At 67.1% G+C, this 19,117-nt stretch carries 17 protein-coding genes; 14 read left to right on the top strand and 3 right to left on the bottom strand.

Going from position 1 to position 19,117, the window contains the following annotated elements:
• Positions 1 to 3 precede the first annotated feature (3 nt).
• The 11 genes from ACYDAT_RS00110 to ACYDAT_RS00160 all read left to right on the top strand — a co-directional run bounded on the left by ACYDAT_RS00110 (position 4) and on the right by ACYDAT_RS00160 (position 13,453).
• A complete protein-coding gene (locus ACYDAT_RS00110; RefSeq protein WP_461448131.1) occupies positions 4 to 1,239 on the top strand; it encodes an ABC transporter permease in 1,236 nt (411 codons plus the stop codon).
• Between the two features lie 10 nt (positions 1,240 to 1,249).
• Complete coding sequence (locus tag ACYDAT_RS00115; protein ID WP_461440511.1) at positions 1,250 to 2,563, top strand: ABC transporter permease; 1,314 nt, start codon at positions 1,250 to 1,252, stop codon at positions 2,561 to 2,563.
• 8 nt (positions 2,564 to 2,571) lie between these two features.
• A complete protein-coding gene (locus tag ACYDAT_RS00120) occupies positions 2,572 to 3,801 on the top strand; it encodes an ABC transporter permease (protein ID WP_461448132.1) in 1,230 nt (409 codons plus the stop codon).
• A 9-nt stretch (positions 3,802 to 3,810) separates the two neighbouring features.
• Positions 3,811 to 5,139 carry an ABC transporter permease gene (locus ACYDAT_RS00125; RefSeq protein ID WP_461448133.1) on the top strand — a complete coding sequence of 443 codons (1,329 nt, stop codon included), beginning with the start codon at positions 3,811 to 3,813 and terminating at the stop codon, positions 5,137 to 5,139.
• Between the two features lie 20 nt (positions 5,140 to 5,159).
• The gene (locus ACYDAT_RS00130) at positions 5,160 to 6,389 is read left to right on the top strand and encodes an ABC transporter permease (protein WP_461448134.1); all 1,230 of its coding nucleotides are present in this window, start codon (positions 5,160 to 5,162) and stop codon (positions 6,387 to 6,389) included.
• 10 nt (positions 6,390 to 6,399) lie between these two features.
• Complete coding sequence (locus ACYDAT_RS00135) at positions 6,400 to 7,710, top strand: ABC transporter permease (protein WP_461448135.1); 1,311 nt, start codon at positions 6,400 to 6,402, stop codon at positions 7,708 to 7,710.
• Positions 7,707 to 8,927 (top strand): ABC transporter permease, encoded by a 1,221-nt coding sequence (locus ACYDAT_RS00140; RefSeq protein ID WP_461448136.1) that lies wholly within the window; start codon positions 7,707 to 7,709, stop codon positions 8,925 to 8,927. Before ACYDAT_RS00135 ends, ACYDAT_RS00140 begins: the two co-directional genes overlap by 4 nt.
• A 386-nt stretch (positions 8,928 to 9,313) precedes the next feature.
• The gene (locus tag ACYDAT_RS00145) at positions 9,314 to 9,868 is read left to right on the top strand and encodes a YggN family protein (protein WP_461448137.1); all 555 of its coding nucleotides are present in this window, start codon (positions 9,314 to 9,316) and stop codon (positions 9,866 to 9,868) included.
• Between the two features lie 210 nt (positions 9,869 to 10,078).
• Positions 10,079 to 11,416: a sigma-54-dependent transcriptional regulator gene (locus ACYDAT_RS00150; RefSeq protein WP_461448138.1), complete on the top strand. Its 1,338-nt coding sequence runs from the start codon at positions 10,079 to 10,081 to the stop codon at positions 11,414 to 11,416.
• Between the two features lie 258 nt (positions 11,417 to 11,674).
• Entirely contained in the window at positions 11,675 to 12,997 is a 1,323-nt protein-coding gene (locus ACYDAT_RS00155; protein WP_461448139.1) for a sensor histidine kinase, read from the top strand.
• 33 nt (positions 12,998 to 13,030) lie between these two features.
• Complete coding sequence (locus ACYDAT_RS00160; RefSeq protein ID WP_461440326.1) at positions 13,031 to 13,453, top strand: DNA polymerase III subunit chi; 423 nt, start codon at positions 13,031 to 13,033, stop codon at positions 13,451 to 13,453.
• Positions 13,454 to 13,791: 338 nt separating this feature from the next.
• Here the strand turns inward: ACYDAT_RS00160 and ACYDAT_RS00165 are convergent, their stop codons facing one another.
• Positions 13,792 to 14,595, bottom strand: coding sequence for an inositol monophosphatase family protein (locus ACYDAT_RS00165; protein ID WP_461440325.1), 804 nt, complete (start codon positions 14,593 to 14,595; stop codon positions 13,792 to 13,794).
• 117 nt (positions 14,596 to 14,712) lie between these two features.
• Between ACYDAT_RS00165 and ACYDAT_RS00170 the strand changes: the two genes are divergently transcribed.
• Positions 14,713 to 15,474 carry an RNA methyltransferase gene (locus tag ACYDAT_RS00170; protein ID WP_461448140.1) on the top strand — a complete coding sequence of 254 codons (762 nt, stop codon included), beginning with the start codon at positions 14,713 to 14,715 and terminating at the stop codon, positions 15,472 to 15,474.
• A 7-nt stretch (positions 15,475 to 15,481) separates the two neighbouring features.
• Complete coding sequence (locus tag ACYDAT_RS00175) at positions 15,482 to 15,793, top strand: hypothetical protein (RefSeq protein ID WP_461440323.1); 312 nt, start codon at positions 15,482 to 15,484, stop codon at positions 15,791 to 15,793.
• A 103-nt stretch (positions 15,794 to 15,896) separates the two neighbouring features.
• On the opposite strand, the gene ACYDAT_RS00180 is transcribed toward ACYDAT_RS00175, so the two are convergent.
• Positions 15,897 to 16,502, bottom strand: coding sequence for an exopolysaccharide biosynthesis protein (locus ACYDAT_RS00180; RefSeq protein ID WP_461440322.1), 606 nt, complete (start codon positions 16,500 to 16,502; stop codon positions 15,897 to 15,899).
• Positions 16,499 to 17,818 carry a hemolysin family protein gene (locus ACYDAT_RS00185; RefSeq protein ID WP_461448141.1) on the bottom strand — a complete coding sequence of 440 codons (1,320 nt, stop codon included), beginning with the start codon at positions 17,816 to 17,818 and terminating at the stop codon, positions 16,499 to 16,501. The genes ACYDAT_RS00180 and ACYDAT_RS00185 overlap by 4 nt, the downstream gene beginning before the upstream one ends.
• A 950-nt stretch (positions 17,819 to 18,768) precedes the next feature.
• Here ACYDAT_RS00185 and yajC point away from each other — a divergent pair.
• Positions 18,769 to 19,104 (top strand): preprotein translocase subunit YajC, encoded by a 336-nt coding sequence (gene yajC, locus ACYDAT_RS00190; protein ID WP_461440812.1) that lies wholly within the window; start codon positions 18,769 to 18,771, stop codon positions 19,102 to 19,104.
• Positions 19,105 to 19,117 lie beyond the last annotated feature (13 nt).

The raw sequence follows: 19,117 nt of genomic DNA on the forward strand, positions 1-19,117 counted from the left end.
GCCATGATGACGCCGCGTCCCATCCTGTCCGCGCTGCGCCGGCACAAGATCGCCGCGTTCCTGATCGTGCTGGAAATCGCGCTGGCTTTCGCCATCGTCAGCAATGCCGTGTATATGGTGATCGGGCGCTTGCAGCGCATCGATCTGCGCTCCGGTATCGATGAGCGCAGCCTGGTCCTGCTGCAACTTGCCACGGCCGGGAAACAAAACGGATCGGTCGCCTCCGCGCAAACCGACCTCTCCGCGCTGCGGGCGATTCCGGGTGTCGAGTCGGCCAGCGTCGTCAATACCCTGCCCTTGAGTGGCTCGCAATGGGGGCTCGCGTACGCAACGCATCCGGTCCACAACTTCAACGATGGCGCCCCAGCGCCTATCTACTTCGGCGGCCCTGATTTGCTGCAGACGCTCGGCATCCGCGTGTTGCAAGGCGCTGCGTTTCAACCGAGTGCCTACCGTGATCTCACGCCCAAGGATGTATTCAAGACATTTGTGAATGCCCGGCAGGCGCTGATCACGGAGGCGTATGCGAAGCGGCTGTGGCCGCACGCCAGCGCTGTGGGCAAGGTGATGTACATGGGTGAGACGCCGGTACTCGTGGATGGGGTCGTCTCCAACATCATCAAGCCGTACATCAATGCCAACGCGGAGGATCCAAGCAACTACTACGGTGTCATTTCGCCGTTACGCACGAGTCCAGTGATGTATGCCTGGTACGCCCTGCGCTGTCCACCAGCCGAGTGTGCGCGGGTGCTCAAGGCCGCGGCCGCGAAACTCCAGGCCATGCACCCGACCGAGACACTGATTAAGCAGGAATCGTTCGCGCACATGCGGCAACGCTATTTCCGCGACGACCGTTCCATGGCCTGGCTGCTGGTGTCCACCATCATCGCCCTGCTCGGCGTCACCGCCATCGGCATCGTCGGCCTGGCCAGCTTCTGGGTGCAGCAGCGCACGCGGCAGATCGGCGTGCGGCGGGCGCTGGGTGCGCGCCGCATCGACATCCTGCGCTATTTCCAGACCGAGAACTTCCTGCTGGCGACCGTGGGTATCGCGCTGGGCTGCGCCGCGGCGATCGGCATCAACGTCTGGCTGATGGCGCACTACGCGGTGCCGCGTTTGCCGATCATTTATCTGCCGATCGGCGCCGTGGCGCTGTGGGTTCTCGGCCAGCTCGCCGTGCTCGGCCCCGCGCTGCGCGCGGCGCGCGTGCCGCCGACCACGGCGATGCGCACGGCATAGAGGGCGTGCGATGAACAGCCAAGGTACCTATTACCTGCAACTCGCGCTGCGCGCATTGCAGCGCAATCCGGTGCTGACCACGCTGATGGTGCTGGCGCTGGCCGTGGGCATCGGCACCTGCATGACCACGCTGACCGTCTTGCACGTGCTGTCGGGCGATCCGCTGCCGGGGCGCAGCGCCGATCTGTACTACCCGCAGATCGACCCGCGCGACGCGCTGAGCTATCGCCCAGGCGAGGAGCCGATGGGTCAGGTCACGTGGATCGATGGCATGAATCTGCTGGAGGCGCATCGGGCCGACCGGCAGGCATTGATGACTGGCGGGTCCGTCGCCGTGCAGTCGACCCGCAACGGCATCGATCCGTTCTTCGAAGATGCGCGGGCAACGACGGCGGAGTTCTTCCCGATGTTCGGCGTGCCGTTCCGCTACGGCCATGGCTGGGACGCCGCCGATGACGCCGCCCGTGCTCGCGTGGCGGTGATCAGCGACGCGCTGAACCGGCGCGTGTTCGGCGGCGGCGACAGCGTGGGCAAGGTTCTGCGGCTCAACGGCGCGGCCTTCCGCGTGGTGGGTGTGCTGGGCGACTGGCATCCCAGCCCGCACTTCTACGACATGTACGTCGGCAGCTACGCCGAGCCCGAGGGCGTGTACCTGCCGCTGTCGACCTCGCAGGACATCAAGATGGATCACGAGGGCTCCGTCAACTGCTGGGGCAATGGCGGCGGCGGCCCGCGGCCCGCGCATACCGCACCCTGCGGGTGGCTACAGTTCTGGGTGCAACTCGACAGCCCAGCCCAGGTCGCGGCCTATCGGCAGTTCCTGGTGAACTACTCGGCGCAGCAGAAGTCGCTGGGGCGCTTCCAGCGTCCACCCAACGTGCGCCTGCGCAGCCTGATGCAGTGGCTGACGTACTGGCAGGTTGTGCCCGACGACGTGCGCATGCAGGCCTGGCTGGCGCTGGGGTTCCTGCTGGTGTGTCTGGTCAATACGGTCGGACTGCTGCTGGCCAAGTTCCTGCGCCGCAGCAGCGAGATCGGCGTGCGCCGCGCGCTGGGCGCGTCGCGCCGGGCGATCTTCACGCAGCTTCTGATCGAGTCCGGTCTGGTCGGTCTCGCGGGTGGCGTGCTGGGGCTGCTGCTGACCCTGGTGGGCCTATGGGCCGTGCGGCAGCAGCCCTCCGACTACGCCAAGCTGGCGCATCTCGATCCCGCGATGCTGCTTGCGACATTCGGGCTCGCGCTGGCGGGCAGCCTGCTGGCCGGCGCCTTGCCAGCGTGGCGGGCGTGCCTGATCCCGCCTGCGTTGCAACTCAAGACGCAATGAGGTCGACCATGGCCATCCGTCCCATCCTTGCCAGCCTGTCGCGGCACAAGATCGCGGCACTCCTGATCGTGTTCGAGATCGCGCTGGCCTTCGCCATCGTCAGCAACGCGGTGTTCCTGATCCACAACCGCCTGCAGCGCATGGACATTGTCAGCGGTGTCGCAGACCATCAGCTGGTGCAGGTGCAGATGGCTTATATCGGCAATGAGCCGGATGCCGAAGCGCGAGCACAGGTCGATATTGCTGCCCTGCGACAGATTCCCGGCGTGCGTGATGTCGCCCTGATCAACCAGCTGCCGTTCGCTGACCATTCCTCGAATGGCGGCATCAAACTCGACCCGCGGCAAAGGTGGAATACGGTCCATGTCGCGGAATATTTCGGACAGAACATCATCAGCACGCTCGGGTTGCGGCTGATCGCCGGCCGCAAATTTTCTCCTGGCGAATACCTCGGCTTCGGTGCCGTCGTCAGGGCGCTGCATTCCGATAACCTGAAAGAATTGCCACACATCGTGATCGTCACGGAAGCGCTGGCCGAGCGGCTATGGCCAGGCCAACCGGCGCTGGGCAAGACCTTTTACATGGGCAACGGCATCCAGTTCCGTGTGATCGGTGTAATTACGAACCTGTTGCGTCCGGAGGTGCCCAGTATTGGGGCCGACTACAGCATCCTGTTTCCGATACGTATCAGCCTGCAGCAGGCCGCAGGCTACATCATCCGCTGCGCGCCGCAGGACCGCGAGCGCGTGCTGAAGGCCGCGGTGGCCACGCTCAAGCGCATCGATCCCAATCGGGTGCTGTTGCATCACCGCACGTTTGAACAGATCCGGCACGCGTACTTCCAGAACGATCGCGCCATGGCCGGCATCCTTGTCGGGGTGATCGCCGCGCTGCTGCTGACCACGGCCTTCGGCATCGCCGGCCTGGCCAGCTTCTGGGTGCAGCAGCGCACGCGCCAGATCGGCGTGCGCCGCGCGCTGGGCGCGCGGCGCGTGGACATTCTGCGCTACTTCCAGACCGAGAACTTTCTGCTGGCGACGGCCGGCATCGCGCTGGGCTGCGCCGCGGCGATCGGCATCAACGTCTGGCTGATGGCGCACTACGCGGTACCGCGGTTGCCGATCGTCTATCTGCCGATCGGCGCGGTGACGCTGTGGGCGCTGGGCCAGCTCGCCGTGCTTGGCCCCGCGCTGCGTGCGGCGCGCGTGCCACCGACCACGGCGATGCGGGCGGCGTGAGGGCATGCGATGAACAGCCAAGGTGCCTATTACCTGCAATTGGCGCTGCGCAGTTTGCTGCGCCATCGCACGCAGACGTTGTTGATCATCGTGACGATGGCCATCGGCATCGCGTCCTGCATGACCGCCTACACGATTCTGAATGCACTGATGGCCGATCCGATTCCGCACGGCAGTCAGCACATCTACCTTGTGTCCATGGACTCGCAGCCGCTGCCCAAGCCAGGCGATCACGGCGACTCGTCCTGGCCCACCTTGCTCAAGCTGCGCGATGCGCAGGCGCTGGTGGATGCGCGCAAGGCGGTGCGGCAGGTGGATCTGGCGATCGCGGACGTGAATGCCTCGACCATCACTGGCGGCGCACACGATTCCAGCGTACTCACTTGGCTGACCTCGGCGCAGGCCATCGCGATGTTTGGCGTACCGTTGCGCTATGGCCGTACATGGACCGTAGCTGAGAGCGCGGCGCGCGCTCCCGTAGCCATAATTGACGAGCATCTGAGCCGCAAGTTGTTTGGCGTGACCGATGGTGTGGGGCGCAGCCTGCGCCTCAACGGGCATGTGTTCCGCGTGATTGGAGTCATGGCCAACTGGCGGTACCGGCGCCAGTTTTTCGATCTTGAGCAGCTATATTTTCCGCCAGGCACGAAGTTTCCGATCATTTTGCCGGCGCAATCCGCACTTGCGGCTTCCATTGGACCTGTTCACCCGGGAATTTGCGAGCACTCATCGCATGCGTATGCGTTCGGTAGCTCAAAGGTCGGAGACTGCCGCTGGCTTGAAACCTGGGTGCAATTGGATACGCCACAGCAGGTGGAATCCTATCGCCGCTATCTGCTGGACTACGCCACGGCGCAGCATGTTGCGGGACGCTTTCCGCGTGCAGCAAAGGTTGCCCTGCACAGCATGGATAGTTGGGTGGCGCAGAACAATGGCGTGCCCGGTAGCGTGCGCATCAACCTGTGGCTTTCGTTGGCGTTTCTGGCCCTGTGCATGATCAACGTAACCGGCTTGCTGCTGGCGCGGTTTCTGCGCGGCAGTTACGAGGTGGCGGTGCGGCGCACGCTGGGCGCCACGCGCGGTGGTGTGTTCGCGCAACACCTGATCGAGGCTGGTGGCGTCAGTCTGCTGGGCGGCGTACTGGCGGTGCCGCTGACCCTGTTCGGCTTGTGGCTGGTGCGCCAGCAGCAGATCGGCTACGCCAGCGTGGCGCATTTGAACCTGCCCATGTTCATCACCCTGTTCGCGGTGTCCGTGGGTGTTGGATTGGTCGTGGGCCTGTTGCCGGCCTGGCGCGCGAGCACGCTGTCGCCTGCGCTGCAAGTCAAGACCAACTGAGGGGCGCGCGCATGCAACCCATGCTCAAGACATTCCGCCGCCATCGTCTGATGCCGGCGCTGGTGGTCCTGCAGATCGCGCTGGCCACGGCCATCCTGTGCAATGCGCTGTCGCTGTTGCAGCAACGCCTCGTGCCGCTGCTCGTCGCCGATGGCGTCGCGGCCAACCAAGTCATTCTTGTCAGCCATATCTACAACACAACTGGCAAGGGCTGGTCGGGCGCACAAATTCAGACCGGGTATGCCGAGCTCCGGGCTATTCCAGGCGTCATCGCGGTAAGTGCCGGGTCTCCATTGCCGATGGTGAGCGGTTGGTATGACTCGGATTCGATTTTCTCTTCAAATGGTAAGCACGGGGCGAATGCGGCGATCTACGTTGGCAACAATCTGGTCAATGCGTTGGGTTTGAAACTTGTCGCAGGTCGCAACTTTTCGCCAAGCGAACTGGTTGATGCAACGATGCGGAACGAAGGAGGCCTGAACACTGACGCGCCTGTCATCCTCACGCATGCGTTAGCACAAAAACTGTTCCCACACACAAATCCACTCGGACAACAGATCCGCGCAGGCAGCAAGCATAGGAGCTACCACAGCGTGGTTGGCGTCGTTGGACACTTGCTCCGCAATGATTTCAACAACGCGAACCAGTCGGCCGCAGGCAACGTGCTGCTCGTCCCGGGCCGATTCATCGATTTTCCTGCCATCGAATACGCTGTGCGTGCCGATCCGAACGCACTGCCAGCGGTACTCAAGTCCATACCCGTTGCACTGCGCCGCGCGTTTCCGCCCAATGATGCGACCGCGCATTCGCGTCCCCGCATAGCAACCTTTGAAGCTGCGCGTGCAGCCTTCTTTCATGGGCGCCGCGCGGCGGTATGGCTGCTGACCAGCGTCACCCTCGTGGTGCTCATCGTCACGCTGATCGGCATCATGGGGCTGACTGGTTTCTGGGTGCAGCAGCGCACGCGCCAGATCGGCGTGCGCCGTGCGCTGGGCGCGCGTCGCGTGGACATCCTGCGCTACTTCCAGACCGAGAACTTTCTGCTGGCGACGGCCGGCATCGCGCTGGGCTGCGCCGCGGCGATCGGCATCAACGTCTGGCTGATGGCGCACTACGCGGTACCGCGTTTGCCGATCATTTATCTGCCGATCGGCGCCGTGGCGCTGTGGGTTCTCGGCCAGCTCGCCGTGCTCGGCCCCGCGCTGCGCGCGGCGCGTGTGCCACCGACCACTGCGATGCGCGCTGCATAAGGAGTCGATCATGCTCGGTTACGCGTTCCAACTGGCGCTGCGCGGATTCCGCCGCAACACGGTGCTCACTGCGCTGATGGTGTTGGCGGTGGCGCTGGGCATCGGCGTGGCGATGAGCATGTTCACGGTGCTGCACAACCTGGCCGGCAATCCGCTGCCGCAGCGCGGCGATGAGGTGTTCCATCCGCAGATCGATCCGCGCCCGGCCGACTTGCCGGGCGCGCGCCGCGCGCCGCCCGACAACCTCACCTACATCGACGCGCTCAACTTGTATCACCTCGATCAGGCCAGCCAGCGCGCGCTGATGAGCGCCAACTGGTTGCCGCTGCGCAGCACGGTGGCGGGCAACCCGCTGCGCATGGAAACCACGCGCGCGACCACGCGCGGGTTCTTCCCGATGTTCGGCGTGCCGTTCCAATATGGTGCGGCGTGGAGCGAGCAGGATGACACGCGCCGCGCGCAGGTCGTGGTGATCTCGCAAAAACTCAACGACCAGTTGTTCGGCGGCGCCGACAGCGTGGGGCGCGAGCTGATCATCGCCACCAGGTTGTTTCGCATCGTCGGCGTGATCAAGCCCTGGAATCCGCAGCCGCATTTCTGGGATCTGGACGATGGTGCCTACGGCGCCGCCGCGCAGATCTACCTGCCGTTTTTCACCTGGCTGGAGCTGCCGCAGGACTACGGCTACGGCCCGATGGATTGCTGGGGCGACAATCCCGGCGCCGGCACCCACAACCCCAAGGCGGCGCAGTGCACCTGGGCGCAGTACTGGGTGCAATTGAATACCCCGGCGCAGGTGCGTGCCTACCGCGATTTGCTGGTGCGCTACAGCCAGCAGCAGCACACGCTGGGGCGGTTCCAGCGCGCGCCCAATGTGCGCCTGGACGACGTGATGCAGTGGCTGAACTACAAGCACGTGGTGCCGGTGATCGTGCGCATGCAGACCTGGATCGCCTTCGGCGTGTTCGTGATCTGCCTGCTCAACGCGGTGGGCTTGCTGCTGGCCAAGTTCCTGCGCCGCGGCGGCGAGATCGGCGTGCGTCGCGCGCTGGGCGCGCGCAAGCGCGACGTGTTCGCGCAGTGCGTGATCGAGTCGGCGCTGATCGGCCTGCTCGGCGGCCTCGTCGGCTTGCCGCTGGTGTGGCTGGGCCTGTGGCTGATCCGCCAGCAGCCGGTGAGCTACGCGGCCACGGTGCAGATCAGTCCGCTGCTGTTGCTGTACGCGCTGCTGCTGGCCGCCGTGGCAACCCTGCTGGCCGGCATCTGGCCGGCGTGGCGCGCCGCGCGCATCGCCCCCGCCCTGGTGGTGAAATCGCTATGAAGCCGTTCTCGTCGTTGCGCCCGATTTTTTCCGCCCTGCGCCGGCACAAGGCCGCGGTCACGCTGCTGGTGCTGGAGATCGCCCTGACCATGGCGGTGCTGGGCAATCTGCTGTTCATCGTGAATCGAAGCATGCGGTTGGAGCATGAGCGCACCGGGGTAATGGGGCGCGACATCGGCGTGATCCAGAGCATCGGCGTGATCGGCACGTCGAACCCGGGCACGGCGGCAGGCAATATCGCGCTGCTGCGCGCGGTGCCGGGGGTGGTTGATGCCAGCTATGGCGATGTGCCTTTCTGGGGCGTGAGCCAGTATCCCTTGTTTTCTGACCCCGGCATGCACACGCGCATCGCCGATCCCTACGTGTTCATGGGTACGCAAGGCTACGTGCAGACATTGGGGATACGTGTGATTGCAGGGCACGCACCGCGCCCCGACGAAATTCCAGACGAAAGCACGATCGGACCCACGACCATCCTGCCGGCATTAATGACCCAAGCTTTGGCGGAGCGCTTGTATCCGCATGAGACTGCGCTGGGGCGCATGTTGTATTCGGGTGGAGAAGGCGGTTTTAGTATGCGTATTGTCGGCATCGTCGATCATCTACGCGGGGAGATCACCGGCCGCAGTTCGGATGACGACTCGATCCTGATTCAATTTCGGGTCGGCGCTCAGAATCTCGGCGGGCTGTTCCTGATCCGCAGCCAGCCGGGGCAACTTGAACGCGTGCTGCCACTGGCCGCGAAGGCGCTGCAAAAGGCCAATCCTGGGCACGTCACCTCAAAAATCACGACGGTGTCCGCAATGCGCGCTGATGCATTTCAAGGTGCGCAGGCCATCAACCGCATCCTCATGGCGATCACCGCGATCTTGCTGATCGTCACCGCGCTGGGCGTCAGCGGCCTGGCTAGTTTCTGGGTGCAGCAGCGCACGCGCCACATCGGCACGCGGCGCGCGCTGGGCGCCACGCGCGGCGCGATCCTGCGCCATTTCCAGGCCGAAAACCTGATCATCGTCAGCATGGGCGTGGCGCTGGGCGCGGCGCTCACCATCGGCCTCAACGTGCTGCTGATGCAGCGCTTCGCGCAGTCGCGCCTGCCGCTGCAATACGTGGCATGGGGCGCGCTGGCCATGTGGGCGCTGGGCCAGCTCGCCGTGCTCGGCCCCGCGCTGCGCGCGGCGCGCGTGCCGCCGACCACCGCGATGCGGGCGGCGTGAAATATGCGCGGATCGGGCACATGGCTGCTGGATCCCCGCCTGCGCGGGGATGACGAGCAGTGGGAACGCGGGGATGACGAGCAGTGGGAACGCGGGGATGACGAGCAGTGGGAACGCGGGGATGACGAGCCAAAACACCCGGCCATGCCTGCCCCATCCATTTCTCGTCATTCCCGCGCAGGCGGGAATCACTTCTCAACAGCGATGCTGGTCTTGCAGAAATCGTTGCGGACAGGTTGCCTGCTGGATCCCCGCCCCGCCTTCGCGGGGGCAGGCTCTGCGCAGGGGTGACGAATACAAAGGCTCCCCGCTGCTGACTTCCCACTCCCCACTTTCCACTCTCCACGTCCAAGCCCCAACACCCACCCACTGCAAGGGAGCACGCCATGCACCTTCAACGCCGTGTCGCACGATTCGCCTTGATCGGCCTGTTGACGCTGGCTCTGAGCGCCTGCGGCGGCGGCGCCAGTATCAACATGCATGGGCAAACCATCCATATGCACGGCGACCGCATTTCGATTCGCGACCGCGGCGGTGACACGGCCGAGATCGCGGCCAACGGCGATCTGCGCATCGCCGGCAAGCCGGTGCTGCTGACGCCCGCGCAGCGCGTGCTGACCACGCGCTATTTCACGCAGGCGCAAATCGCGATGTTCTACGGCAAGCAGACCGGACTGGCCGGCGCGCACATGGCGGGCAGCATCGTCGGCTCGCTGTTTTCCGCGCTGTTCCACGACGACTCGCGCATCATCAACGACACCGCGCACGCGCAGACGGTCAACCTCGACCGTCACGTTGATCGCCTGTGCGCAGAGATCGGTACGATCCGCGCCACGCAGGATCAGCTCGTCGCGCGGCTTCCCGCGTTCGCGCCGTATGCGGCCATCGACCAGCGTTCGGTCAAGAGTTGCTTTGTCAATGCACATGCCAGCAACAGTTGATCCGTGCGGCGCATGGTTCAACGCCGAGTCCCTGCGCAAGTGCGCACCCTCACCCGGCGCTGCGCGCCACCCTCTCCCGGGGAGGAGAGGGATAAAACAACGACCACCCGGCGCGCGGCCATGCGGCACGCTGCCAACGCGGAATTACACTGACCGCGCAGCGTGCCTGGGCGCCCACGCGCGACCACTCCACCCACACGGGAAACAGCGATGCGCAGCCTGCTGGTGATCGACGACAACCCGAGCGTGATCGAGGCGCTGAGCACGCTGTTCGCGCTGCACGACATCCGCGCGCTGGGCGCGACCAACCCGCGGCAGGGGCTGGAAATCCTGCGCGCGCAGCGTGTCGATCTGGTGATCGCGGACATGAATTTCTCCGCCGATACCACCGCGGGCGCCGAGGGCGAGGCGCTGTTTCACGCACTGCGCGCGCAGCAACCCGACCTGCCGGTGATCCTGCTGACCGGCTGGACGCATCTGGACGCCGCGGTGCGACTGGTGAAAGCCGGCGCCGCCGATTACCTGTCCAAGCCCTGGGACGATGCGCACCTGCTGGCCACGGTCGAGAACCTGCTGGAGCTGGCCGAGGCCAATCACGTACTGGCCGAGCGTCGCGCCGCGCGCCACGCGCGCCGCGCCAAGCTCGATGCCGAATGCGATCTGGCCGGGCTGGTGTTCGCTTCGGAGTCGATGCTGCGACTGTTGGAGATGGTCTGCCAGGTCGCGCGCGCGCCGGTGCCGGTGCTGATCACCGGCCCCAACGGCGCCGGCAAGGAGCGCATCGCCGCGATCGTGCACGCCAATTCGGCGGTGCGCGGCGGGCCGTTCGTGGCGGTGAACTGCGGCGCGCTGCCGGAGAACCTGCTGGAAGCCGAATTGTTCGGCGCCGAGGCCGGCGCCTATACCGGCGCGGCGCGCGCGCGCGCGGGCCGCTTCGAGCAGGCCGATGGCGGCACGCTGTTCCTCGACGAGATCGGCAACCTGCCGCTGGCCGGACAGGCCAAGCTGCTGCGCGTGCTGGAGAGTGGCCAGTTCGAGCGCCTCGGTTCGGGGCGCACGCGCAGCGCGCGCGTGCGCATCGTCAGCGCCACCAACGGCGACCTCAAGGCGATGATCCGTGACGGTCGCTTCCGCGAGGACTTGTACTACCGCCTCAACGTGATCGAGTTGGCGCTGCCGCCGCTGGCGGCGCGGCGCGAGGACATCCTGCCGCTGGCCGAGCATTTCCTCGATGGCGCCTGCACGCTGGACGACGACGCGCGCGAGGCGCTGCTGGCGCACGCATGGCCGGGCAACGTGCGCGAGCTGCGCAACACGCTGCAGCGCGCGCGCCTGTTGTGCCGCGAGGGCGTGGTGCGCCTGGCGGATCTGGGCCTGCCGCAGGCCGTGAGCGCGGTGCCGCGCGATCTCGACGAGCCCGGCCGCGAGGCCATCGAGGCCGCGCTGCGCGCCTGCGGCGGCGTGGTCAGCCGCGCCGCGCAGCGCCTGGGCTTGTCGCGCCAGGCGCTGTACCGGCGCATGCAGCGTTACGGCCTGGCGCAGGACTGATATGTCCATTCAACACGACACGATTCTTCGCGCGAACGCTCAGGTCGCTTGGGCCCGTCATCGCCGCGCGGGCGGTTCCAGCATTCCCGTGCAGAGACTGCCCTTCGTGTCCCGTCATCGCCGCGCGGGCGGTTCCAGCATTCCCGTGCAGAGACTGCCCTTCGTGTCCCGTCATCCCCGCGCAGGCGGGGATCCAGTCACGCGCGCGGACCATGGCCATTGGCTCGGATCTTTCTCGATCGTGGATCGCGATTTCGCATGAGGCGCCTGTTTTCCACCACCGGCCGGTTGGCGCTGCTGCTGTGGCTGGCGGCGCTGGCCGGCGCCGCGCTGGCGCTGGCGCTGGCGCGCGCGGTGCCGGCGTGGACAGCGCTGCTGCTGGCGTGGCTGGCGCTGGCGCTGCCGCTGCTGTGGCTGGCGTTCGCGGTGCTGGCGCCGCTGCGGCGCCTGCTGCGCGCGCTGGAAAGCAGCGTGGCCAGTTATCGCGACGGCGATTTCAGCTTCGGCATCGCGGCGCGGCGTCGCGATGAGCTGGGCGCGCTGATCGACACGCACAACGCGCTCGGCGCCGCGCTGCGCGAGCAGCGACAGAACCTGGCGCAACGCGAGCTGCTGCTGGACACGGTGGTGCAGCATTCGCCGGTGGCCTTGCTGCTGGTCGATCCGAGCGGGCGCGTGACCCTGGCCAATCTGGCCGCGCGGCAGTTGCTGGGCGAGGGGCGCAGCCTCGTCGGGCTGGATTTCGAGCGCCTCGCGGCCAGCCTGCCGCACGCCCTGCGGCGCGCGCTGGAGCTGGGCGAGGACAGTCTGTTCTCGCTGGAAATGGACGGCATGGAGGAGAGTTTTCATCTCTCGCAACGCGGCTTTCGCCTGCACGGACGCCCGCACCGGCTGTACCTGCTGCGGCGCATGACGCGCGAGCTGGCGCGCGCCGAGGTTGCGGTGTGGAAGAAGGTGATCCGCGTGATCAGTCACGAGTTGAACAACTCGCTGGCGCCGATCACCTCGCTGGCGCATTCCGGCGCCGAGCTGGCGCGACGCGGCGAGGTGCAGCGCCTGCCGGATGTGTTCGCGCGCATCGGCGAGCGCGCGCGCCACCTGCACGGTTTCATCGCCGACTACGCGCAGATCGCCAAGCTGCCCGCGCCGCGCCCCGAGCCGGTGCAGTGGCCGGCGTTCGTCGCGGCGCTGGCCGCGCACGCACGCTTCCGTCTGCCGTATCCGGTGCCCGAGGCTTTGGCCAGCTTCGATGCCACGCAGATGGAGCAGGTGCTGCTGAACCTGATCAAGAACGCGCACGAGGCCGGCGGCCCGACGGATGCGGTGGAGCTGGAGGTGATGCGCAGCGGCGCGTCGTGGCGCATCGAGGTGCGCGATCGCGGGCCCGGCATGAGCGAGGCGGTGCTGGCGCAGGCGCTGCTGCCGTTCTATTCGACCAAGCGCACGGGCAGCGGGCTGGGCCTGGCGCTGGCGCGCGAGATCGTCGAGGCGCACGGCGGCCGCGTCGCGCTGATCAATCGCGAGGGCGGCGGCCTGTGCGTGCGCGTGCTGCTGCCGGCCACGATGCGCGGCGACGCGTGACCGCGCACCGCGCGCGCGGGTAAAGTCGCGGCCATGCCCCAAGCCGACTTTTATCTGATCGACAAACCGCGCTTTCGCGAACAGCCGCTGCTGCTGGTGTGCGAACTGGCGCGGCGTGCTTACGACAAGCGCCAGTCCACGCTGATTCTGGTGCGCGACTTCGACGAGGCCGAGGCTCTGGACGAGTTGCTGTGGAGCTTCGACGAGGACGCCTTCATCCCGCACCAGATCGCCGGCGACGACGACGATGCCGACACCGCCGTGCTGATCGCGCCGCCCGGCCTCGACACGCCCGACCGCGCGCTGATCATCAATTTGCGCGACGAACCCTGCGCGCGCGCCTGCCAGCGCCTGCTCGAGGTGGTGCCGGCCGACGCCGATGCGCGCAGCGGTTCGCGCGAACGCTGGCGCGCGTATCAGCAGCGCGGCTACGCGCTGGCCAAGCACGACATGTAGGACGTGGCGCATGCGCGTTGCCGCGCGGGCGTTGCGCGACGCGGACTGCCGCGCCGGGTGCCCTCGCCGCGCTCAGGATGACAAGAAAAAGGGCCACCCCGCCACCTCGTCATCCCCGCGAAGGCGGGAAGTGCTTTGCAATAGCGAAGCGGGTCATCCAGTGAAGTGCTTGCCGCGGGCGGGCTGGATTCCGGGTTCCGCCTGCGGCGGCCCCGGAATGATGGTCAGGCAAGTGCCGCGACGATCCCTGACTACCGGCTACCAGGTCATGGTCGTGTTGCAGCGGCAGGCGCAAGCATCCGACACGCATGCAGGCACTATCCCCGCCGCGGCACGACCTATGCGCGCAGCAGCGCGGGCGGCGCTAGCGGCTTGATGGTGTCCACCAGCGCCTTGCTCACCGCCAGATTGCCGGCGACGACATTGCCGCTGGCGGGCAGGCCTTCGCGTCCGGCGAAATCGCTGTAGCGGCCGCCGGCCTCGCGCACCAGCAGGCAACCGGCGGCCAGATCCCAGGGCTTCAATCCGATCTCGAAATAGCCGTCGAAGCGCCCGCAGGCGACGTAGGCCAGATCCAGCGCCGCCGAGCCGCTGCGGCGCAAATCCTCGGCCTCGGTGAGCATGGCGCGCACCATGTTCAACTGCGCGTCGATGTGCTCGCGCTGGCGCCAGGGGAAACCGGTGGCCAGCATCGCGCCGGGCAGGCCCTCGCGTTTGCTGACGCGGATGCGGCGATCGTTGACGAACGCGCCATCGCCCTTGCCGGCGATGAACAGGTCATTGCGCAGCGGATCGAAGATCACCCCGAGCACCGGCTCGCCGCGCTCGAGCAGGGCGATGGACACGCAGCAATGCGGGATGCCGCGCAGGTAGTTGTGGGTGCCGTCCAGCGGATCGATCACCCAGGTCTGACGGCCCTTGGCGACCTCGCCGGATTCCTCGGCGAGGATGCCGTGGTCGGGATAGGCGCGGCGGATCTCGCGTATGATTTCGGCCTCGGCGAGGCGATCGACCTCGCTGGCGAAATCCATGCGCTGTTTCTCGACGACGGCCAGGCCCTCGACGCGGTTCTGGTAGCGCAGGATGACGTTGCCGGCGGCGCGCGCGGCGCGCACCGCAATCGTGATGGCGGGTCTGGGCATGATCGGATCGCAGTGGAAAAAGAACGGGGCCGCGCCGGGCGTGGCGCGCGCATTATGCCAGTTGCCGCGCGGGTCGCCGTGTTGGGCCAGCGATCGGGCCTGGTCATGGGCATGGGCATGAGCGCGGCTTTGACCAACATCGATTGCGTGCTGGTGCGCCCGCAGCACCCCGGCAACATCGGCGCGGCGGCGCGCGCGCTGCGCACCATGGGCTTGTCGCGCCTGCTGCTGGTGGCGCCGCGGCGCTTTCCCGATGCCGAGGCGAACGCGCTGGCCGCGGGCGCCGATGCGCTGCTCGATGCCGCGCCGGTGCACGCCACGCTGGACACCGCGCTGGCCGGCTGCACGCTGGCGCTGGGCCTGAGCGCGCGCCGCCGTGGCGTGAGCCTGGACGAACTCGATCCGCGCGCCGGCGCCGCGCGCGCGTTCGCACGCGCCGACGCCGGCGGGCGCGTGGCGCTGCTGTTCGGCAACGAGCGCACCGGGCTGGAGAACGACGAACTGGCGCGCTGTCACGCCATGGTGCGCATTCCCAGCGTGGACGATTTCAGCTCGCTCAATCTGGCGCAGGCAGTGCAACTGATGGCCTACGAATTGCGCCTGTGCGCGCTGGCCGCCGTGCCGGTCGCTCCCGTGGATGCCGCCGACCCGCCGGCCGAGCTGCGCGCGGTCGAGACATTCTTCGCGCACCTGTGGCAGACGCTGGACGCCATCGATTTTCACAAGGACCGCGCGCCGTACACGGTCGAGCGCCGCCTGCGGCGCCTGTTCCTGCGCGCGCAGCCCAGTCTGCGCGAGCTGCGCATCCTGCACGGCGTGCTGGCCGACGCCGAGCGCATGGCGCGAATGGCGCGGCCGCGCGCCGCGCCGAGTGAGTGAGGCACGCATGGCGCATCGCATCCTCGGTATCGCCGCGCTGCTGTTCTGGCTGTGGATGCTGCTGCATCTGCGCGCGTGGTTTCCCGGCCTGTTCGAGGCGCGTGGCAGCGATATTCTCGGCGCCGCGCGCGGCGCTGGTCTGGTGCTGCTGATGCCGCTGGCCGGCGCGGCCATGCTGATCGCGCCGGACTGGTTCGCCGAACGCTGTAGCCCGCGTTCGCAAACCACCGGCGAGGCGTATCTGGAGCGCAGCTTCTGGTTGCTGCTCGGCTATCTCACGCTGGGCATGGCGTGGGCGCTGCTGCAATTATTCCGCTGAGCACTGCAAGCCCCTCTCCCACCGGGAGACGACCAACGGCAGTCCCCAAGGGAAGGGGTTGGGGTGAGGGTTCGACACGGCGGAGCAAGCCACGCCACGCGGCTCAGAACAGCATGCGCAGGTAATGCACGATCACGCCGCTGGCGCTGGCGAATAGCCCGATGGTCAGCAGCGATAGCAGCCAGCTCGCCAGCAACAGCGCGCCGTCGCGCTCCATCAGCGCGATGCCGTAGAGCAGCAGCAGCACGCCGATCGGCCAGTTGGTGAACGGAATCGGCAGCGCCAGCAGCGCGCCGATGGCCACCAGCAGCAGTCCGCTGAACAGGCTGGCGGGGCGATGCGTGAGTGCCTCCAGCCGCGGGCGCGCGAGTTTTTCCAGGCGCGTCAGCAACGGCAGACTGAAGTTGAGCACCTTGCCGGCGCTGCTGCGCGCGATGCGGTAATTGGCCACCACGCGCGGCAGCCACGGGCGCGACAGCCCGAGCAGCATTTGCAGGCCGACCAGCGCGATCAGCACGCCCATCGGCCCGCCGATGCCGATCGGCACCGGCACGAAGTTGGGCAACGCCAGCACCAGCACCAGGAATCCGAACGCGCGTTCGTGCAGTGGCTCGACCAGATCGCCCAGGCGAATCTGCTCGCCGGGCTGCGCGTCCAGCGCCGCTTGCAGCACCGCGCTGGTGCGCGGCGCATGCGCGCGCGGGCTCATGCGGGCTGTTCCGGCGCGCCCAGGCTGAGCAGCACGCGGTCGATGCGTGTGCCATCCAGATCGAGAATCTCGAAGCGCACGCCCTGCCACTCGATGACCTCGCCGACGCCGGGGATGCGCCCGGCGCGCGCCATCAGCAAACCGGCCACGGTGTGGTAATCCAGATCCGGTTCCTCGGGCAACTGCACGTTGCCCAGCAGTTCGCGCAAATCCTCGATCGACAGCGCGCCGTCGACCAGAAAACTGCCATCGGCGCGGCGCACGATGGGCGCATCGATGGCGGTCGCATCGGCGGCCGGCGCGGGGCGGCCGACCACGGCCTCGAGCAGGTTGTTGAAGGTCACCAGACCCTCGATGTCGCCATATTCATCCACCACCAGCGCCAGTGGCGTCTCGGCGTCGCGGAATTCCTCCAGCAGATCCAGCGCGCGCGCGCTGCCCGGCACGTACAGCGGCTTGGCCAGTGTGCGGAACAGGTTCAGGCGCATGTCGCCGCGGGTCAGCGGTTCGAGCAGGCTTTTCACCTCCAGCACGCCGAGGATGTCGCTTTCGCTGCCGCGATACACCGGATAGCGCGAGTACGGTGTCTCACGCAGTACCGCGAGGTTTTCATCGAGGTTGGCGGCGGCATCCAGCCAGGCGACGCGCGGGCGCGGCGTCATCACGCTGCCGACGGTGCGATCGCCCAGACGCAGCACGCGGCTGACCATGGCGCGCTCGTCCTCATCGAGCACGCCCTGCTCGGCGCTCTCGGCCACCAGCAGGCGGATTTCCTCCTCGGTGATGCGCTCGGGCGCGCTGCTGCGGCCCATGCGCAGCAGGCGCAGCAGGCCGTTGCTGGAGGCGTTCAACACCAGCACGAACGGCGCCATCAGGCGCGCCAGCGCCAGCATTGGCGCGCCCACGATCATGGCGAGCCTCTCCGGCGCCACCAGCGCCAGACGCTTGGGTACCAGTTCGCCAATGACGATGTTGAGGTAGGTGATCAACGCGATGCCCAGCGCATAACCCAGCGGTCGCACGTACGGCAGCAGCACGACCCAGCCCAGCCCCTGCAGCCACAGCGCCAGACGGTCGCCGATGTTGGCGCCGGTGACCACGCCGGTGAGGATCGCGATCAGGGTGATGCCCACCTGCACGGTGGACAGAAAGCGCTCCGGCGATTCCGCCAGACGCAGCGCCAGCGCCGCGCGCTTGCTGTTGCGCGCCATCTGCTTCAGGCGCGAACGGCGCGCGGTGACGATGGCCATTTCCGACAGCGCGAAAAAGCCGTTGGCCAGCGCCAACAGCAGAACCAGTCCCAGTTCACTCAGCATGGCGGGGGAGCGATGGCGCACATGCTATCGAGTGTAGCAAGCGGCCACGACCGCACGGATCGGGGCTGAGCACTGACGTGCATCTCCATGCATGAACGATCGCGCGCTTTTCGGCGCGTTGATGGCCTGCCGCGGGCAGAGCATGCGCCGCCGAACGCCCGAGCGCTGCGCGCGAGGGCCGGGTTGGTTTCTCCTCCCCCGACGGGAGAGGGGCCTGTCCTGAGCTTGTCGAAGGATCGACCCCCCCTCCCCTCGGGGTGAGGCTACGCGTTGATGATCTGCTGTGGGCAGATCATGCGTAGTCGAACGCCCGCGCGCTACGCGCGAGGGCCGGGGTGGGTGGCGCGCAGCGCCGGGTGAGGGTGCGCTTTCCTGATCGCGCGTTGCGTGTGAACGATTGTTCTTGCGTGGGTTTGGCAAGGTTGTCCGGTTCCGTGCCGCTGCCGCCAAGGCTCTGCGCAAGGTTCCCTTGTTCCGTGCGGCGGCGGCCGCGTGGAACAGGGAAACCTTGTCTGGATCCCCGCCTGCGCGGGGATGACGAGCCATTGTCATTCCCGCGTCCTCCTCCGTCATTCCCGCGCAGGCGGGAAGCGCTTCACAACAGCGAAGCTGGTCATCGCTTCACAGCAGCACAGCCGGTCATCCAGTGGCTTCGCAAGCGGGCGCGGTGTCTGGATCCCCGCCTGCGCGGGGATGACGGAGGGCGGGGGATGGCGGAGTATTGCGCGGGGATGACGGACAGTGGCAGCGCGGGGATGACCTTGTCCCTTCTCGTCATCCCCGCGCAGGTGGGGATCCAGTGACTGACAGACGTCCAACGCCCTTGCGCCGGCCCTGCGCCGGCCCCATGACCACTCGTATGCCGCGCGCCGCGCCTGCAGGGCTGCGGGGCGCGTGGCATACTTCAGCGCTTTTGAACGCCGGCATGCCGGCCCTGATCGAGACCGACGATGGATTTCCTGATTCCCTCAGCCCACGCCGCGGGCGCGGCACCCGAGGCCAGCGGTGGTGGCGGCCTGCAGTTCATCATCATGATGGTGGTGCTGTTCGGCCTGATGTACTTCATGATGATCCGCCCGCAGATGAAGCGGCAGAAAGAACTGAAGAAAATGATTTCCGAGCTGGCCAAGGGCGATGAAGTCATCACCAACGGCGGCCTGGTCGGGCGCATCGACGCCATGGACGAGAGCTTCATCAGCCTCGAAGTGGCGCCCAACGTCACCGTGCGCATCCAGCGCCAGGCCATCTCCGCGGTGCTGCCCAAGGGCACGCTGAAGTCCTCTTGAACTCGCGTTGCGC

The organism is Metallibacterium sp., from assembly GCF_054637675.1.

Excerpts from the sequence above, each read along its gene's own strand:
- ACYDAT_RS00135 (WP_461448135.1), top strand. The coding sequence starts at position 6,400 with ATGCTCGGTTACGCGTTCCAACTGGCGCTGCGCGGATTCCGCCGCAAC.
- ACYDAT_RS00110 (WP_461448131.1), top strand. The coding sequence starts at position 4 with ATGATGACGCCGCGTCCCATCCTGTCCGCGCTGCGCCGGCACAAGATC.
- ACYDAT_RS00120 (WP_461448132.1), top strand. The coding sequence starts at position 2,572 with ATGGCCATCCGTCCCATCCTTGCCAGCCTGTCGCGGCACAAGATCGCG.
- ACYDAT_RS00180 (WP_461440322.1), bottom strand. The coding sequence starts at position 16,502 with ATGAGCCCGCGCGCGCATGCGCCGCGCACCAGCGCGGTGCTGCAAGCG.
- ACYDAT_RS00160 (WP_461440326.1), top strand. The coding sequence starts at position 13,031 with ATGCCCCAAGCCGACTTTTATCTGATCGACAAACCGCGCTTTCGCGAA.
- ACYDAT_RS00170 (WP_461448140.1), top strand. The coding sequence starts at position 14,713 with ATGAGCGCGGCTTTGACCAACATCGATTGCGTGCTGGTGCGCCCGCAG.
- yajC (WP_461440812.1), top strand. The coding sequence starts at position 18,769 with ATGGATTTCCTGATTCCCTCAGCCCACGCCGCGGGCGCGGCACCCGAG.
- ACYDAT_RS00155 (WP_461448139.1), top strand. The coding sequence starts at position 11,675 with ATGAGGCGCCTGTTTTCCACCACCGGCCGGTTGGCGCTGCTGCTGTGG.
- ACYDAT_RS00145 (WP_461448137.1), top strand. The coding sequence starts at position 9,314 with ATGCACCTTCAACGCCGTGTCGCACGATTCGCCTTGATCGGCCTGTTG.
- ACYDAT_RS00115 (WP_461440511.1), top strand. The coding sequence starts at position 1,250 with ATGAACAGCCAAGGTACCTATTACCTGCAACTCGCGCTGCGCGCATTG.
- ACYDAT_RS00130 (WP_461448134.1), top strand. The coding sequence starts at position 5,160 with ATGCTCAAGACATTCCGCCGCCATCGTCTGATGCCGGCGCTGGTGGTC.
- ACYDAT_RS00185 (WP_461448141.1), bottom strand. The coding sequence starts at position 17,818 with ATGCTGAGTGAACTGGGACTGGTTCTGCTGTTGGCGCTGGCCAACGGC.
- ACYDAT_RS00140 (WP_461448136.1), top strand. The coding sequence starts at position 7,707 with ATGAAGCCGTTCTCGTCGTTGCGCCCGATTTTTTCCGCCCTGCGCCGG.
- ACYDAT_RS00165 (WP_461440325.1), bottom strand. The coding sequence starts at position 14,595 with ATGCCCAGACCCGCCATCACGATTGCGGTGCGCGCCGCGCGCGCCGCC.
- ACYDAT_RS00175 (WP_461440323.1), top strand. The coding sequence starts at position 15,482 with ATGGCGCATCGCATCCTCGGTATCGCCGCGCTGCTGTTCTGGCTGTGG.
- ACYDAT_RS00125 (WP_461448133.1), top strand. The coding sequence starts at position 3,811 with ATGAACAGCCAAGGTGCCTATTACCTGCAATTGGCGCTGCGCAGTTTG.
- ACYDAT_RS00150 (WP_461448138.1), top strand. The coding sequence starts at position 10,079 with ATGCGCAGCCTGCTGGTGATCGACGACAACCCGAGCGTGATCGAGGCG.